The sequence below is a fragment of the Mycobacterium sp. 3519A genome (assembly GCF_900240945.1).
Lineage (GTDB): Bacteria > Actinomycetota > Actinomycetes > Mycobacteriales > Mycobacteriaceae > Mycobacterium.
This window is the reverse complement of sequence record NZ_OESG01000012.1, coordinates 526,022-540,332: the sequence shown is the minus strand read 5'-3', so window position 1 is coordinate 540,332 and position 14,311 is coordinate 526,022. Positions and strand designations below refer to the sequence as shown.

The 14,311-nt window shown below is 68.2% G+C and carries 18 protein-coding genes; 11 read left to right on the top strand and 7 right to left on the bottom strand.

Going from position 1 to position 14,311, the window contains the following annotated elements:
* The first annotated feature begins 53 nt into the window (after window positions 1–53).
* Window positions 54–521 carry an SRPBCC family protein gene (locus C1A30_RS04865; protein WP_160112693.1) on the top strand — a complete coding sequence of 156 codons (468 nt, stop codon included), beginning with the start codon at window positions 54–56 and terminating at the stop codon, window positions 519–521.
* Between the two features lies 1 nt (window position 522).
* On the opposite strand, the gene sigJ is transcribed toward C1A30_RS04865, so the two are convergent.
* Window positions 523–1,413, bottom strand: coding sequence for an RNA polymerase sigma factor SigJ (sigJ, locus tag C1A30_RS04860; RefSeq protein WP_200828160.1), 891 nt, complete (start codon window positions 1,411–1,413; stop codon window positions 523–525).
* A 125-nt stretch (window positions 1,414–1,538) separates the two neighbouring features.
* Between sigJ and C1A30_RS04855 the strand changes: the two genes are divergently transcribed.
* The 4 genes from C1A30_RS04855 to C1A30_RS04840 are packed head-to-tail and all read left to right on the top strand — an operon-like array spanning window position 1,539 to window position 3,936.
* Window positions 1,539–2,006: a carboxymuconolactone decarboxylase family protein gene (locus tag C1A30_RS04855; protein ID WP_101947103.1), complete on the top strand. Its 468-nt coding sequence runs from the start codon at window positions 1,539–1,541 to the stop codon at window positions 2,004–2,006.
* A gap of 17 nt (window positions 2,007–2,023) precedes the next feature.
* Window positions 2,024–2,392, top strand: a complete 369-nt coding sequence (locus tag C1A30_RS04850; RefSeq protein WP_101947102.1) for an STAS/SEC14 domain-containing protein — start codon at window positions 2,024–2,026, stop codon at window positions 2,390–2,392.
* Window positions 2,393–2,405: 13 nt separating this feature from the next.
* The gene (locus C1A30_RS04845) at window positions 2,406–2,801 is read left to right on the top strand and encodes a VOC family protein (RefSeq protein WP_101947101.1); all 396 of its coding nucleotides are present in this window, start codon (window positions 2,406–2,408) and stop codon (window positions 2,799–2,801) included.
* A gap of 10 nt (window positions 2,802–2,811) precedes the next feature.
* Window positions 2,812–3,936, top strand: coding sequence for a Xaa-Pro peptidase family protein (locus tag C1A30_RS04840; protein WP_101947100.1), 1,125 nt, complete (start codon window positions 2,812–2,814; stop codon window positions 3,934–3,936).
* 25 nt (window positions 3,937–3,961) lie between these two features.
* Here the strand turns inward: C1A30_RS04840 and C1A30_RS04835 are convergent, their stop codons facing one another.
* Window positions 3,962–4,375 (bottom strand): F420-dependent biliverdin reductase, encoded by a 414-nt coding sequence (locus tag C1A30_RS04835; protein ID WP_101947099.1) that lies wholly within the window; start codon window positions 4,373–4,375, stop codon window positions 3,962–3,964.
* Window positions 4,376–4,410: 35 nt separating this feature from the next.
* Here C1A30_RS04835 and C1A30_RS04830 point away from each other — a divergent pair, with 35 nt between their 5' ends.
* The 4 genes from C1A30_RS04830 to C1A30_RS04815 are packed head-to-tail and all read left to right on the top strand — an operon-like array spanning window position 4,411 to window position 7,842.
* Window positions 4,411–5,160, top strand: coding sequence for an SDR family NAD(P)-dependent oxidoreductase (locus C1A30_RS04830; RefSeq protein WP_101947098.1), 750 nt, complete (start codon window positions 4,411–4,413; stop codon window positions 5,158–5,160).
* The gene (gene cbiE, locus C1A30_RS04825) at window positions 5,157–6,359 is read left to right on the top strand and encodes a precorrin-6y C5,15-methyltransferase (decarboxylating) subunit CbiE (RefSeq protein ID WP_101947097.1); all 1,203 of its coding nucleotides are present in this window, start codon (window positions 5,157–5,159) and stop codon (window positions 6,357–6,359) included. The genes C1A30_RS04830 and cbiE overlap by 4 nt, the downstream gene beginning before the upstream one ends.
* On the top strand, window positions 6,356–7,111 hold the full coding sequence (cobM, locus tag C1A30_RS04820; RefSeq protein ID WP_101947096.1) for a precorrin-4 C(11)-methyltransferase: 756 nt from the start codon (window positions 6,356–6,358) through the stop codon (window positions 7,109–7,111). The genes cbiE and cobM overlap by 4 nt, the downstream gene beginning before the upstream one ends.
* The gene (locus C1A30_RS04815; RefSeq protein ID WP_101947095.1) at window positions 7,111–7,842 is read left to right on the top strand and encodes a cobalt-precorrin-6A reductase; all 732 of its coding nucleotides are present in this window, start codon (window positions 7,111–7,113) and stop codon (window positions 7,840–7,842) included. Before cobM ends, C1A30_RS04815 begins: the two co-directional genes overlap by 1 nt.
* Here C1A30_RS04815 and C1A30_RS04810 read toward each other — a convergent pair.
* The 4 genes from C1A30_RS04810 to cobG are packed head-to-tail and all read right to left on the bottom strand — an operon-like array spanning window position 7,820 to window position 12,144.
* Window positions 7,820–8,890 carry a phosphotransferase family protein gene (locus C1A30_RS04810; RefSeq protein WP_101947094.1) on the bottom strand — a complete coding sequence of 357 codons (1,071 nt, stop codon included), beginning with the start codon at window positions 8,888–8,890 and terminating at the stop codon, window positions 7,820–7,822. The two genes, C1A30_RS04815 and C1A30_RS04810, sit on opposite strands and share 23 nt — an antisense overlap.
* A gap of 36 nt (window positions 8,891–8,926) precedes the next feature.
* On the bottom strand, window positions 8,927–10,393 hold the full coding sequence (locus C1A30_RS04805; protein WP_101947093.1) for a precorrin-2 C(20)-methyltransferase: 1,467 nt from the start codon (window positions 10,391–10,393) through the stop codon (window positions 8,927–8,929).
* A complete protein-coding gene (locus tag C1A30_RS04800) occupies window positions 10,390–11,016 on the bottom strand; it encodes a precorrin-8X methylmutase (protein WP_101947092.1) in 627 nt (208 codons plus the stop codon). Before C1A30_RS04800 ends, C1A30_RS04805 begins: the two co-directional genes overlap by 4 nt.
* A gap of 9 nt (window positions 11,017–11,025) precedes the next feature.
* Window positions 11,026–12,144, bottom strand: a complete 1,119-nt coding sequence (cobG, locus tag C1A30_RS04795; RefSeq protein ID WP_101947091.1) for a precorrin-3B synthase — start codon at window positions 12,142–12,144, stop codon at window positions 11,026–11,028.
* Between the two features lie 235 nt (window positions 12,145–12,379).
* On the opposite strand from cobG, the gene C1A30_RS04790 reads away from it, so the two are divergent.
* Window positions 12,380–12,667 (top strand): hypothetical protein, encoded by a 288-nt coding sequence (locus C1A30_RS04790; protein WP_101947090.1) that lies wholly within the window; start codon window positions 12,380–12,382, stop codon window positions 12,665–12,667.
* Window positions 12,668–12,921: 254 nt separating this feature from the next.
* Window positions 12,922–13,218, top strand: a complete 297-nt coding sequence (locus C1A30_RS04785; RefSeq protein ID WP_101947089.1) for a hypothetical protein — start codon at window positions 12,922–12,924, stop codon at window positions 13,216–13,218.
* On the opposite strand, the gene C1A30_RS04780 is transcribed toward C1A30_RS04785, so the two are convergent.
* The gene (locus C1A30_RS04780; protein WP_200828159.1) at window positions 13,219–14,139 is read right to left on the bottom strand and encodes a TauD/TfdA family dioxygenase; all 921 of its coding nucleotides are present in this window, start codon (window positions 14,137–14,139) and stop codon (window positions 13,219–13,221) included.
* Window positions 14,140–14,311 lie beyond the last annotated feature (172 nt).

The window sequence follows — 14,311 nt, the reverse complement described above, 5'->3', positions numbered from 1 at the left end:
GTCGGTCATCCTGCCAGGGGTTGCGCAGCGCGTTCGCGGGTATCCGGTCAGGCATGCCACAGGTGCAAGTCTTCGCCGACGCCCATCGCAGCGCCGATTCGATGTGGCGGCAAATCGGCCGGTTCCAGAGCATCGCCGATTGGCATCCGATGGTCACCGCGGCGTCCGGAGAAGGCGAACAGCCCGGCGCGGTGCGGATTTACGAGACCGAGGACGGCGTGCGGTTCGAGGAGCGGTTGACCGAATGCGATCCCGCGCAACGGATCTACCGATACGAAGCCTCGGCCAATCTGCCGATCGCCGATTTTCGCGGCGAGTTCCGCATCCGCCCCGGCGGACGACACCGATGCACCGTGATTTGGACGGCCCACTTCTCAGTCACCGTCGGAGACGAGAAGGCGGTCAGTGACGCGGTGCGCCGGTTCTTCCGGTCCGGCGCACGCGCCATCGAGAGGCGATATGCGATGCGGCCCGTCGCGGCGCTGCGCCGCCGGGTGCGCACGCTGCAGCGGCGTCTCTGAGTTACCCATCCGCCGCCCAGGCGCGGAGCTTCTCGGGATTACGCATCGCCCAGATGCGCTTGATCCGGCCGTCGACGACGTCGAACGCGTACACCGTCACCACGATGCCGTCCAGTCGAGCCACCAGCCCGGGTTGACCATTTACCGTGCGCTGCAACAGTTCTAGATTCGGGGCCCAGCCGATGACGTCAAGGTAGGCGTGCGCGATCAGCTCACCGCCTTCGATGGGTTCGAGGTGCGCCTTGGCGAGGCCGCCGCTGTCGGCGATCGCGGTCGCGTCAGGATCGAGGATCGCCACAAGGGCACCGATGTCCTTGGCCTCCCACGCCTGCTTGAAGTTCTTGACGATGTCTGCCTGGTGCGCGGCCGGCGTCGGCCGCAACTGTGAGGCGTCGATCCGGTGCCTCGCGGAACTGGCCAGTTGCCGACAGGCCGCCGGTGTCCGGCCGACGATCTCGGCCACTTCGCCGAAGGGATAGCGAAACACATCGTGCAGGATGAACGCGACGCGCTCGGCAGGCGTCATCGATTCCAGCACCACCAAAAACGCCATGCTGATCGATTCGTCGAGAGTCACCCGGTCCGCCGGGTCCGGTGCGCCTGCCCATTCCGTCGATGCCGGCACCGGCTCCGGAATCCACTCGCCCACATAGCGTTCCCGCTTGGCTCGCGCCGAGCCGAGCAGATCGAGGCAGATCCGGCTGGCGACCGTGGTCAACCAAGCGCCGGGCGACTCGATGGCTTGCTGCTGTTGTGGCGTCATCGCATACCACCGCGCGTAGGTCTCCTGCACCACGTCCTCGGCATCTGCCAACGAGCCGAGCAACCGGTACGTCAGGTTGAGCAGTTGACGGCGCTCGCTCATGACCGCGCTCAGGTCCGGATCGCTCACTATGTCCCCTTCCCGGGTGCGTGCTGTCACCGATCCGACGAAATAGCCGTCGGAAGTGTGAGGCCTGACATTCCGCAGGGCTATTTCGTCGGACCAGTGACCGACAACGAACCAAGGAGATCACCATGGACCCTCGACTGGACGTCTTGCGCAACGACACCGCGATGAAAGCAGTGAAATGTCTGGCCTCGGCTGGCCGGTCGACCGCCGGCACTCTGCCCGCCGCCACCCAGGAATTGGTGAAGATCCGCGCCAGCCAGATCAACGGATGCGGGGTCTGCCTCGATATGCACACCAAGGACGCGGCGGCCGCGGGTGAGACGCCAGTACGGCTCAACCTTGTCGCCACCTGGCGGGAGGCGACGGTGTACAGCGAGGCGGAGCGTGCCGCGCTCGCGCTCACCGAGCAAGGCACTCGGTTGGCCGACGGCGGCGTCGTTTCGGACGACGCCTGGGCCAACGCCGAAAAGCACTACGACGAGGATCAGCTCGCGGCCCTGGTCGCCCAGATCGCGGTCATCAACGCGTTCAACAGGCTCAACGTCATCCTTCAGCGGCCGGCAGGCGACTACCAACCCGGACAGTTCGGCTAGCGGGTCACACTGGACGGATGATCGAGATGTTGCCCGACATGCCAGCGGGCGTCACCGGCATCCGCGTGTCAGGCCGAGTACGCGGTGACGACCTGCGCGACTTCAAGCCGACGATGGAGGACCTGGCGAAGACCGGTGAGATCAGGATCGTCGAGGTCATCGCTCCCGACTACGAAGGCTTCGGGCCTGGCGGGCTGGCCGAAGACCTGAAGTTGGGTCTCGGTGCATTGATTCACCACCATTCGGCGTTCAAACGAATCGCGGTCGTTTCCGACAAGGATTGGGTAGCGCATGCGCTACACGCGTTCGCCTGGATGGTCCCCGGGGAACTCGCATTGTTCGGTCTCGACGAGATCGAGCAGGCCGCACAGTGGGCCGCAGGCTGACAGAGGAGAACAGATGCCCTTCGGTGTTGATCGCATCGACCACGTCGTGCTCAACTGTCGCGACGTCGACACCACCGTCGACTGGTATGTGCGGGTGCTCGGCATGAGGCGAGAAGTGTTCGGCGACAATCGGATTGCGCTTGCCTTCGGAAACCAGAAGATCAACGTGCGGCCGACGGGCGCGCCCGACTGGGAGACCGGCGCGGTCGACGCGCCCGGGTCGCTGGATCTGTGCTTCATCGCCGACCTGAGCCCGGACGAGATCGGAGCCCACCTGCGGGCGTGCGGAGTGACGATCACCGCGGGGCCGGTGCCAAAGACCGGCGCGCAGGGCCCGATGACGTCGCATTACTGCCGCGATCCCGACGGCAACCTCATCGAGGTCGCCAGCTATTCGGCCCGCGATTAGCCTTCATGGCATGACCGCCAGTCGATTCAGCACCGATGTGTACGCGCAGCGGCTCACCGCGGCCGCGTCCGCTGCCGCCGACGCGGGCCTGGCCGGGCTCGTCATCACCCCCGGCTACGACCTGCGCTACCTGGTGGGTTCGCGAGCGCAGACCTTCGAGCGGCTGACCGCGCTGGTGTTGCCTGCCGAGGATGAACCGACGGTCGTCGTGCCGCGGCTGGAACTGGCGTCGCTGAAGGAGTCCGCGGTCACCGAACTCGGTCTGGCCGTGCGCGACTGGGTCGACGGTGACGACCCGTACGCGGTGGTCGCCGACGCGCTGGGGGGCGCGCCCGTCGCGACCGCTGTCACCGATGCCATGCCCGCGCTGCACCTGCTGCCGCTGGCCGAAGTGCTCGGTGTGGTGCCGGTGCTCGCCACCGGCGTGCTGCGCCGGTTGCGGATGATCAAGGACGCCGCCGAAATCGACGCGCTCCGTAAGGCCGGCGCGGCGATCGACCGGGTGCACGCCCGCGTTCCTGAGTTCCTGGTGCCCGGCAGGACCGAAGCCGACGTCGCCGCGGATATCGCCGAAGCGATTGTCGCCGAGGGACATTCAGAGGTGGCCTTCATCATCGTCGGCTCCGGGCCGCACGGCGCCGACCCGCACCACGAGTGCTCCGACCGCGAATTGCGCACCGGCGACATCGTCGTCGTCGACATCGGCGGCCCCTACGAGCCGGGATACAACTCCGACTCGACGCGCACCTACAGCATCGGCGAACCCGACCCCGAGGTGGCGAGACGTTACGCGGTGCTGCAACGCGCGCAGCAGGCCGCGGTCGAGGCGGTGCGGCCAGGGGTGACAGCCGAACAGGTGGACGCCGTCGCGCGCGACGTGCTGGCCGCGGAGGGGTTGGCCGACGCGTTCGTGCACCGCACCGGCCACGGCATCGGGCTGTCGGTGCACGAGGAGCCCTACATCGTCGCCGGCAACAACTTGCCGTTGGAGCCGGGCATGGCCTTTTCCGTCGAGCCCGGTATTTACTTCCCGGGCCAGTGGGGCGCCCGCATCGAGGACATCGTGGTGGTCACCGCCGACGGTGCGCTGTCGGTGAACAATCGCCCGCACGACCTGATTGTGGTGCCTGCCTGAGTTCGGCTCGTGCCCGGAAGCGGCCCTAATCCTCGGCGCGGTCGAGCAGGTCGGAGGACCCCAGCACCCGCTCCACGCGGACCTCGATGACCACCCGCTTTGGGTTGACGCGCGGTGTGCGGTAGCGCTGCGCATACCGCAGTTCGGCGTCGCGAACCGCCTCGGTCTCGGTGTTGACCACCGCCTTGCCCTCCAGCGACAGCCAGCGGGCTCCGTCGACCTGGCTGAGCACCGCGACACCGCGCTCCTGCGCGTTCACCGCCTTCTGCGAGCCGCCGGTGGTGATCACCCGCGCGATGTGCGTCTTCGGATCGAAGGTGAATCCGACCGCCACCACATGCGGGGAATTGTCCGAGCGCAGCGTCGTCAACATGGCCAAATGCCGTTCGGTGAGAAACGCCAACGCGTCGTTCGTGAGCCGGGTGGTTGCCTTCGCCATCAACGCTCACGGTAGCGCAGGACATAATCAGGGCCGTGAAGGACACGGACCCCGGGCTGGTCGTGATTTTCGGCGGCCGCAGCGAGATCGGGCTCGAACTGGCCAAGCGGCTGGCGGCCGGGGCGACCGTCGTGCTCGCGGCGCGACGCGCCGACAAACTCGACGACGAGGTGGCCGGCGTGCGGGCGTCCGGCGCCGCGGCGGTGCACGTGCGGGAGTTCGATGCCGACGACCTCGCGTCGCACGGTCCGCTGGTCGACGAGATCATCGCCGAGCACGGCCCGATCCGCACCGCGGTGCTGGCGTTCGGCATCCTCGGCGATCAGGCCATGGCCGAGAAGGATCCCGGGCACGCCGCCGCCATCGTGCACACCGACTACGTCGCGCAGGTCAGCCTGCTGACGGTGCTGGCGAACACGATGCGGGCGGCGGGATCCGGGTCGATCGTGGTGTTCTCTTCGGTGGCGGGAGCGCGGGCGCGCCGAGCCAACTACGTCTACGGGTCGGCGAAGATGGGCCTCGACGGGTTCGCGGCCGGTCTGACCGACGCGCTGCACGGCACCGGAGTGCACGTGTTGCTGGTGCGGCCGGGGTTCGTCATCGGGCGCATGACCGAAGGCATGTCACCCGCGCCGCTGTCCAGCACTCCGCAGCAAGTCGCCGACGCGACCGCCCGCGCACTGGCCAAGGGCCGCAGCGCGATCTGGGTGCCCGCGCCGCTCGGGCTGCTGGCGTTCGCGTTCCGGCTGACGCCACGCTTCATCTGGCGCAGGATGCCGCGATGATCACCGTCGTGGGCATCGGCGCCGACGGCATGTCCGGGCTGGCGCCGGCATCAGCGGCCGAATTACGAAGGGCAACAATCGTTTACGGGTCGGCTCGGCAACTGGACCTGCTCGACGACACCGTCACCGCCGAGCGCAGGCCGTGGCCGTCGCCGATGCTGGGCGCGGTGCAGGCTCTCGGCGACATCGACGGCGATGTGCACGTCGTCGCCAGCGGTGACCCGATGCTGCACGGCGTCGGCAGGCTGCTGATCAAGCTGTTGGGCGCAGACAAGGTGACGGTGCTGCCGCATGTGTCCTCGGTGACGCTCGCATGCGCGCGCCTCGGTTGGGCGGTGCAGGACACCGAGGTGATCAGCCTGGTGACGGCTGGACCGTACGCGGCGATGCGCCGTGGCGGGCAGGCCATCGTCCTGTCGCGAGACAGCGCGACGCCGATGGCCCTGGCCATCATGCTGAACAACCACGGCAGAGGCGATTCGGAGTTCACGGTATTCGAGCAGCTCGGCGCCCCTGCCGAGCGCCGACGGGACAGCACAGCCCGCGAATGGGCTGATAGCCATCCGCTCGACGTCGACGCCCTCAACGTGATCGCCGTGCGGTACCTGCCCGACGACCGGGTCTGGCCCTTGCCCGACGACGCGTTCACCAATGACGGCCAGATCACCAAACAGCCGATCCGGCTTGCGACGCTTGCGGCGCTCGCGCCGCGCCCCGGCGAGCGGCTGTGGGACGTCGGTGCCGGATCGGGCAGTATCGCCGTAGAGTGGGCGCGCGCCTGGCCGGGCTGTACGGCCGTGGCATTCGAACGAGATCACATGCGCCGCATGTTCATCGAGGCCAATGCGCGGTCCTTCGGAGTCAAGGTGGACGTGCATGGTGCGGCGCCTGCCGCATTCGACGACGCAGTGCTGAGCGATGGTGGCGTCGACGGGATACCGCTGCCGACGGCGATCTTCATCGGCGGCGGGTTGAGTCAGCCGGGGCTGCTCGAGGCCTGCTACGACCGGCTGCAATCAGGCGGGCGGCTGGTCGCCAACGCCGTTACCGTTGAATCCGAAGCTGTTCTCGCCGAGTGGTATTCGCACCTCGGCGGCGAGCTTCGTCGGTTCCAGCACTACCGCGGCGAGCCGCTGGGCGGGTTCACCGGCTGGCGGCCCGCGATGCCTGTCACCCAGTGGTCGGTGACGAAGGAATGACCGTCTACTTCATCGGTGCCGGCCCCGGCGCAGCGGACCTGATCACCGTGCGCGGCCAGCGTCTGCTCAGCCGGTGTCCGGTCTGTTTGTACGCCGGGTCGATCATGCCCGAGGACCTGCTGGCGCTCTGCCCGCCGGACGCACGTGTGATCGACTCCGGACCGCTGACGCTCGACCAGATCATCACCGAACTCGCCGACGCCCATGCCGCGGGCCTCGACGTCGCACGACTGCATTCCGGCGACCCGTCGATATACAGCGCGTTGGCCGAACAAAGCCGTCGACTCGACGCGCTCGGTGTCGACTACGAGATCGTCCCCGGCGTACCGGCATTCGCCGCTGCGGCGGCCGTGTTGGGCCGCGAGCTCACCGTGCCCGGCGTCGCGCAGACCGTCACCCTGACCCGGGTCGCGACGCTGTCCACCGCGATGCCACCGGGGGAGGACCTGCGGACCCTGTCGGCATCCGGTTCGACGCTGGTGCTGCATCTGGCCGCCGCGCAGATCGACTCGATCGTGCCTGAGCTGCTCGCCGGCGGCTACCGACCCGAAACACCCTGCGCGGTGGTGGCTTTCGCGACGTGGCCGCAGGAGACGGTGCTGCGCTGCACGCTGGCCGGCCTGGCCGAGCAGACCAAGGCGGCGGGCATCACCCGCACCGCGGTCATCGTCGTCGGCGACGTGCTCGCCGCCGAAGGGTTCGCCGACAGCTATCTCTACTCGTCGGGTCGGGTGCGCCGGGGACGGCACTGATGCGCATCCTGCTTCTCGGCGGCACATCGGAAGCCCGCGCGCTGGCCGCCCGACTGCACCAGGACGTCGAGGTGATCAGCTCGCTGGCCGGTCGCGTCCCCGACCCGGCGCTCCCGGTGGGTGAGGTCCGGATCGGCGGCTTCGGCGGCGTCGACGGACTGCGCCGGTGGTTACGCGATACCCGGGTCGACGCCGTCGTCGACGCCACCCATCCCTACGCCGCCACGATCACCGGCAACGCCGCCGCCGCATGCCGCGACGTGGGCCTTCCGCATCTGGTGCTGGCCAGGCCGGGCTGGGACCCTGGCGACGCGATCGTCGTGGCGTCCGACACCGACGCGGCGAAAACCGTGACTGCCAACGGTTATTCGCGGGTGTTCCTCACTACCGGCCGATCCGGCACGACGGCCTTCGCCGACGTCGACGCCTGGTTTCTGATCCGCGCGGTCACCGCCCCGGAACCGGCCACGTTGCCCCGACGCCACCACCTCGTGCTGTCCCGCGGGCCCTACCACTACGACGGCGAGGTGACTCTGCTGCGCGAACACCGCATCGACGCGCTGGTGACCAAGAACAGCGGGGGCGCGATGACGCGGCCGAAGCTCGATGCCGCTGCGGCCCTCGGCATCCCGGTGGTGATGGTCGACCGCCCGCCGCTGCCCGCCGGGGTGGCGACGGTGAGCACCGTCGACGCCGCCGCCGACTGGGTCAGATCGACTGGTAGCTGTTGATCAACTCCAGCGTGCCCAACTCGCGGATCGCCCGGCAGCCACGAGCGAACATGGTCAGCATCATCTCGTCGCCACGCTCGGTGGACGCCGCGAACGCGAACCCGAGACAGCCGAGCAGCGGCGCCTGTAACACACCGAGACGGTAATCCCGCCAACATGTTTCGGCATCGTAGCCGGTGACGCCGAAACCCAGCAGCGCGTCGTGGTAGCGGCCGACGAGATCGCGCTCGATCTCCGCGCGCACCTCCGGCACCAGGCTGGTCGCGGTGAAGTACGCCAAATCCCGTGCAGGCAGACCGAGGCCCACCGTCTGCCAGTCGACCACGGTGATCCGGGTGCGGTCGGGATCGAACAGCATGTTGTCGAGCCGGTAGTCCCCGTGCATCAGCGAATAACGCGTCGGCTCGGCCAACAACCACGGCGTCACCAACCCCATGGCCGCGCGCAGCGTGTCGCGGTCCTTCGCACTCATCCGGGCGCCGAGCTTCTCGATGGTGATGTCGGCGGCCATCACCGAGATGTCACCGAGCCCTTTCGCCGCTGCCTCGTCGCCGGGCCTGGGCATCGAAACAGCCTTCAGCGCAAGCCATGTCGGGTCACACCAACTCGGGCCGTGCAAACCGGCGAGCGCCTCGACAGCCAGTTGCGCCTCCTGCGGGCTGCACCCGCCGATCTGGTCGCCCTGCACCGCGGGTGCCATATCGGCGAGCACCAGTACGAAGTCTGCACCGCTGTCGCTGATGTCGCTGTAGTAACACTTCGGGACCGGGATCTGCACCTGGGCGGCGACGTCGGCATAGAACTCGACCTCGGACAGATAGCCGAGTGCGACGCGCTCGCGGACCGCGTCGTCCTGCGCCGACAGCTTGACCGCGAACGTGTCCGGCAGGCCGGTGGCCGCGGCATACGTCGCGCATACCCGATAGGTCGCGCCCGTCTGGCCTGTGCCGACCGGGGTGACATCGACGTCGCGGACGTCGGCTCCGAGCGCCGAACCGAGCCAAGCCGGCGTTACATCTGACGGCCCGCGTGGAATGTCTAGGGTCACGCGCCGGACGTTAGCACTGTGGGTGCGCCCAGACTGCTAGGTCGGGTAGCGACGCGGCGTGAACACTCGGTCCCCGGCCTCGTCGGAGTACCACTGCGTCTGCGACGACCCGATGATCAGCAGGCAGCGCATGTCGACGTCGGCGGGGTCGAGGTCGGCGAGCCTGACCACCTGCACGCTTTCGGCGGGCCCCGACACGTCGCGCCCGATCACCACCGGCGTGCTGGCGTCGCGGTGATCCAGCAGCAGATCCCGCATCGCGGCGACCTGCCAGGTGCGACTCTTGGACGCGGGGTTGTAGACCGCCAGCACTAGATCAGCGCGCGCCGCGGCGGTGAGTCGCTGCTCGATGACCTCCCACGGCTTGAGCCGATCGGACAACGAAATCACCGCATAGTCGTGGCCCAGCGGGGCGCCGACCCGGCTGGCGACCGCCTGCGCGGCCGTCATCGCGGGGATCACCCGCACGTCGACGCCCGGCCACTGCTTGGCCTCCTCCAACACGGCCGTCGCCATCGCGAACACGCCGGGATCACCGGAGGACACCACCGCGACGGCGTGGCCCTGCTGGGCCAGCGTGCAGGCCAGGCGGGCGCGCGCCGGTTCGTCGGTGTTGTCGCTGGGGTGCCTGCGTTGACCGTCGCGGCCCTTGATCCGGTCGAGATACGGCCCGTAGCCGATCAGGTCGGTCGCCGCGGCCACCTCGCGCCGACTCTGCGGCGTCATCCAGTCGGTGTCCCCAGGCCCGAGGCCCACCACGACGACGCTGCCGACGCTCGACCGCCGCTGCGTGGTGCCGGGCAGCATCGCCAACGAGAAATACGGCACGCTGTCGTCGTCGACCTCGCCCGCGGGCAGCACCCGCTGCTCGGGTGTGCTGGCCCGCTCCACGTAGTACGTCTCGTCCAGCCGGCCGGCCGACGAAAGCGCTTCCCGCACAGACGGATACGACCGGCCCAGCTTCAGCACCACTGCGGCGTCGGTGTCGGCGAGCCTGCGCTCGAGTTCGTCGGCGGGCAGCGTGCCCGGCAGGATCGTCAGCACCTCGTCGCCCTGGACGAGGGGAGTGCCGGTCGCCGCCGAGGCGGCGCTGACCGACGTCACCCCAGGCACGATCACGGCGTCGAACCGTTCGGTGAGCCTGGTGTGCATGTGCATATACGAGCTGTAGAACAGCGGATCGCCCTCGGCCAGCAGCGCCACGTCGCGGCCCGCGTCCAGATGCGCGGCGATCTTGTCGGCGGACTCGCGGTAGAAGTCGTCCATCGCGCCTGCGTAACCGCCAGGATGGTCGGTGGTCTCCGTGGTGACGGGATAGACGAGGTGCTCCTCGATCTGGCCCGCGCGGAGATAGGGCTCGGCGATGCTGCGCGCGATGCTGCGGCCGTGCCGGGCGCTGTGGTAGGCGACGACGTCCGCCTCGCCGATCACCCGCGCCGCCTTGACCGTGACGAGTTCGGGGTCACCCGGACCGAGGCCGACTCCCCAGAGCGTGCCCCTCATTCGTCGGCACTCGCGATCGCGTTGACGGCGGCCGCAGCCATCGCGCTGCCGCCGCGTCGGCCTTCGACCACCAGATAGGCCATGCCGCGGGGCCGGTCGATCAGCTCCTGTTTCGACTGCGCCGAGCCGACGAATCCGACCGGCCCGCCCAAGACGGCGGCGGGCGTCGGGGCGCCCTCGTCGATCAGTTCCAGCAGCCGGAACAACGCCGTCGGCGCGTTGCCGATCGCCATCACCGCACCGCCGAGCCGATCCGACCACAAATCCACCGCGGCGGCCGAACGCGTCGTACCGGTGCGGCTGGCTAACTCGGCGGCCCGGGTGTCGGCCACCAGCGACACCACCTCGTTGTCGGCCGGTAGCCGCGACTTGGTGATGCCCGCGGCCACCATGGACGAGTCGCAGAGCACCGGCGCCCCCGCCGCCAGCGCGGCGTGTGCCTTGGCGACGACGTCGTCGCTGAATGCGACGTGTTCGGTGACGTCGACCTGCCCGCAGGTGTGGATCAACCGGACCACCACGCGTGCGACGTCGTCGGGAAATCGAGACAGATCTGCCTCGTCGCGGATCGTCGCGAACGACTGCCGGTAGATCTCCGCGGCGTCGCGGATGTAGTCGAGCACCCGCTCACCCTACGGGGGCGGGGTACGCAGCCGGTATCCGTCTGGAGTGGCCACCAGTACATCTCCGACAGGTGGACTTCCGCATGCCCGGTCACAGCCGACGAAGTGCCGGTGGCGGTCGGCGGGGTCGGCCACCGCGGCGGTCGCGTCGGCGCGGACGTCGGCGGCCGAATGGTGGCAGCCAGGACTGCCCGTGCACGCACTCACCGACAGCCACGGAGAGTTCTCGTCGAAGATCAGATCCATCGGCGCCAGGACCCGCAGTGCGGTGTCGGCGACGCCCTCGTCGAGGTCGAACACGAGCACCGAGCGCCACGGTGTGATCGCCATCGGCGCCTCGATCGCGGCCAGGAATTCGGCCACCCGTGCCTGCAGCACACCCAACGGCACCGCCGCGCCGAGCGTGATGCGTCCGTCGTTCTGCGGCAGCCACCCGACGGGTGGGCGAGTGACGGCAGGCCAGGTCGCTCCCGTTGTCGCTGCGGGGCTGAACGGCTCGAGCAGTGCCGCGGTGTCAGCGAGTTCGGCTACGCGCCAGGCATTTCCGCGGATGGCCGTGAATCGGACCGCGACGTCGACGAGCGCGGCGACCACTTCAGCAGCCGCCAGTCGTAGGCCAGTGTCCTTGCCCGCCAACAGCAGAGCGGCTGTCGACGGATCCAGGAAGTGCGCCCCCGCGTCGGCGGCGAGACCCGAGACGTCGGCGCGCCCGTCGTCGATGCTGAACAGGAACCGACCCGGCAGCGCTGCGAGCGCGGGTTCGGCCTGGATTGCCTCGTCCAGTTCGGTGACCAGTCCGCGGATATCGGCGATACCACCGACGCGTCCGGACAACGGCGACGCGACGATGTTGCGCACCCGCTCGTGCGTTTGCGAAGGCAAAAGCCCGGCGGCCGCAACGACTTCCGCCACCGCCGCGGTATCGGTGATGGCCCGCAACTGGATGCTGCCGCGCGAGGTCAACTCCATGGCAGGCGATCCGAACTGCGTTGCGGCGTGCGCGAGCGTGTTGAGTTGATTGGCCGTGATCATGCCGCCCGGCAGTCGCACCCGCGCGAGTGCGCCGTCTGCCGCCTGGTGCAGTTGCAGTGCGCCGGGGCAGGCGTCGTGCTCGCGGTTTCGGTCCACCAGACCACCGTACGTCCCCGCGAAACGGGCACGACACGGCGCCGACGAGCATTGCGGAACAGTAGTAGAACACAGGTAGATACCGATTACGTCTTTGCCGATGCCATTGCGTAGTCAGTGACGGGGATAAACAGGTAGTCGGATACTCGTGAGGATCGCTAACGACCGATCGACGATTCTTTCCAGCCGACAGCCGCGTACGGCGGCCCAGGGGTCAAACAGGGGGAGAATCGAAATGACTGATCTGATAGCGCCTTTCGACGCAGAGCCGGTCCAACGGCCCGCCGACGTAGAGGCACCGCCGCGCACACCGGTCCTGATCACCGAGCAGCAGGTGCTGTTCGCCACCGCCGCCGCGGTTCCGCTGCGGCCGACGAAGACGCGCTGGATCGACAACGTGCGGGCGGTTCTCGCCGCATTCGTGTTGTCCGGCAACGAAAAGCGGCCGACGCGGCGTCACTACCCGCCCCGCGCGGACTTCCTCGAAGATTCCCGGATGGCGCGCGAGATGATGCGGCTATGACCGGTGGTCAACAGGCAGCCGGGTTTGCTCGACAGCCCCAAGCCCGGCGCCGGGGCGGCCCCGTCGCCGCGCACCACCGCTCTTTGCGCACGTCGTCGGGTCGGCGACGGGCGCAGGCTCGGTACCTGCGTACAACAGCGCCGGTTAACCCAGGAAACAGGTACTCAGCTACGCGTGAGACGTACCGACTACCTCGTTAATTTTGAAATAGAGGTGATCACCGAATCACCGCACATCGGGTGGGAGCAATTGAAATGACTGACACCGCAACGTCGCAACGGCCACTCGACGAGGGTCGCGAGCAACTGGTCACGTCCCAACAGATCTCGGCTCAGCCGCACTCGCTGATCACCGAGCAGCAGGTGCTGCTCAGCACGGCCGCCGCCGCGGCGCTGCCACCGGCGCAGACCCGCCGGTGGAGCGCGACCGCAATGATGGCGGCTGTCGGCAGCTGGCTGGGAAGTGCAGCGCAGCCGCCGAAGCCGGTCTACCCCAAGCGGCGTGTCTGGTTCGAGAACGCCTTGATGTCACGCGAAATGGATCGGCTGTAGTCAGCTCGCCAGCGCGATGGGGCTGACGACGTCCGAGTACTGTGTCGCGTCGCCGACGACGACGCGGCTGCCCCTGCCGTGCACATCCACCGGGATGTCGCCGGCCAGCGTGACACGGCTGAGCCGCCGGTACTGGTCGTCGTAGTCCGCGACCGCGTAGTGCTGGGTGGCGCGGTTGTCCCAGATCGCGACATCGCCGGGCGCCCAGTTCCAGCGAATCGTGTTCTCCAGTTTGGTGACCCGGGCCTGCAGCAGGTTGAACAGGGTCGCCGACTCGGAAGGGCCGAGGCCGACGAACTGCTTGATGAAGTGGCCGAGCAGCAGCACCCGCTTACCAGTTTCGGGATGTACCCGCACCACCGGATGTTCGGTCTCGTAGTACTCGCGGACGAATTCCTCGCGGTACTGCCGAACCGTGTCGGTCAGTTGCTCGTTGTGGTCGAAGTGTTCGCGGACATAGTCGTATTTGTTGGTGTGCACCGCCCACAGGTTCTCGGTGAGCACCCGCAGCGGTTCCGGCAACTGGTCGTATGCGGCTTCGGTCGACGCCCACGCCGTGGTGCCGCCGTAACTCGGCAGCGAAACAGCGCGCAGCAGAGAGGCTTTCGGGATGCGGTCGACGAAGGTGACGTCGGTGTGCCAACTGTTGGCCTTGTCGTATCGCGAGTCGATCGGCAGCACCGACTCGCCTGCCGAAAGCGTGGGGTGTGCGGTGGTGGGGGTGCCCAGCTTTCCTGCAAACGCAAGTTGACCGTCGTCGTCCAGATCGTGCTGGTCGCGGAAGAAGATCACCTTGTGTTCCAGCAGTGCGTCGTTGATCGCCGCCACCGTATGGGCGTCGAGATCATCTGCCAGACGGACGCCGTCAATGCGGGCCCCGATATTGGCGCCCAGTTTCACCACATCGAAGAGTTCAGTCACGGATCCATTCCGGCAGGCATCGGCCGGCGGGTAAACGGTTTGGCTGAGCGCGATCCGAATTCGACGACGGGAGATGTGACGGCCGCCACAGTGCGGGCCGCGGTGATCTCTCCCACACAGAAGCATTGAATATCCGCCGGTAGCGCGTTAAGTTTTGGCTACTGCACGCGTG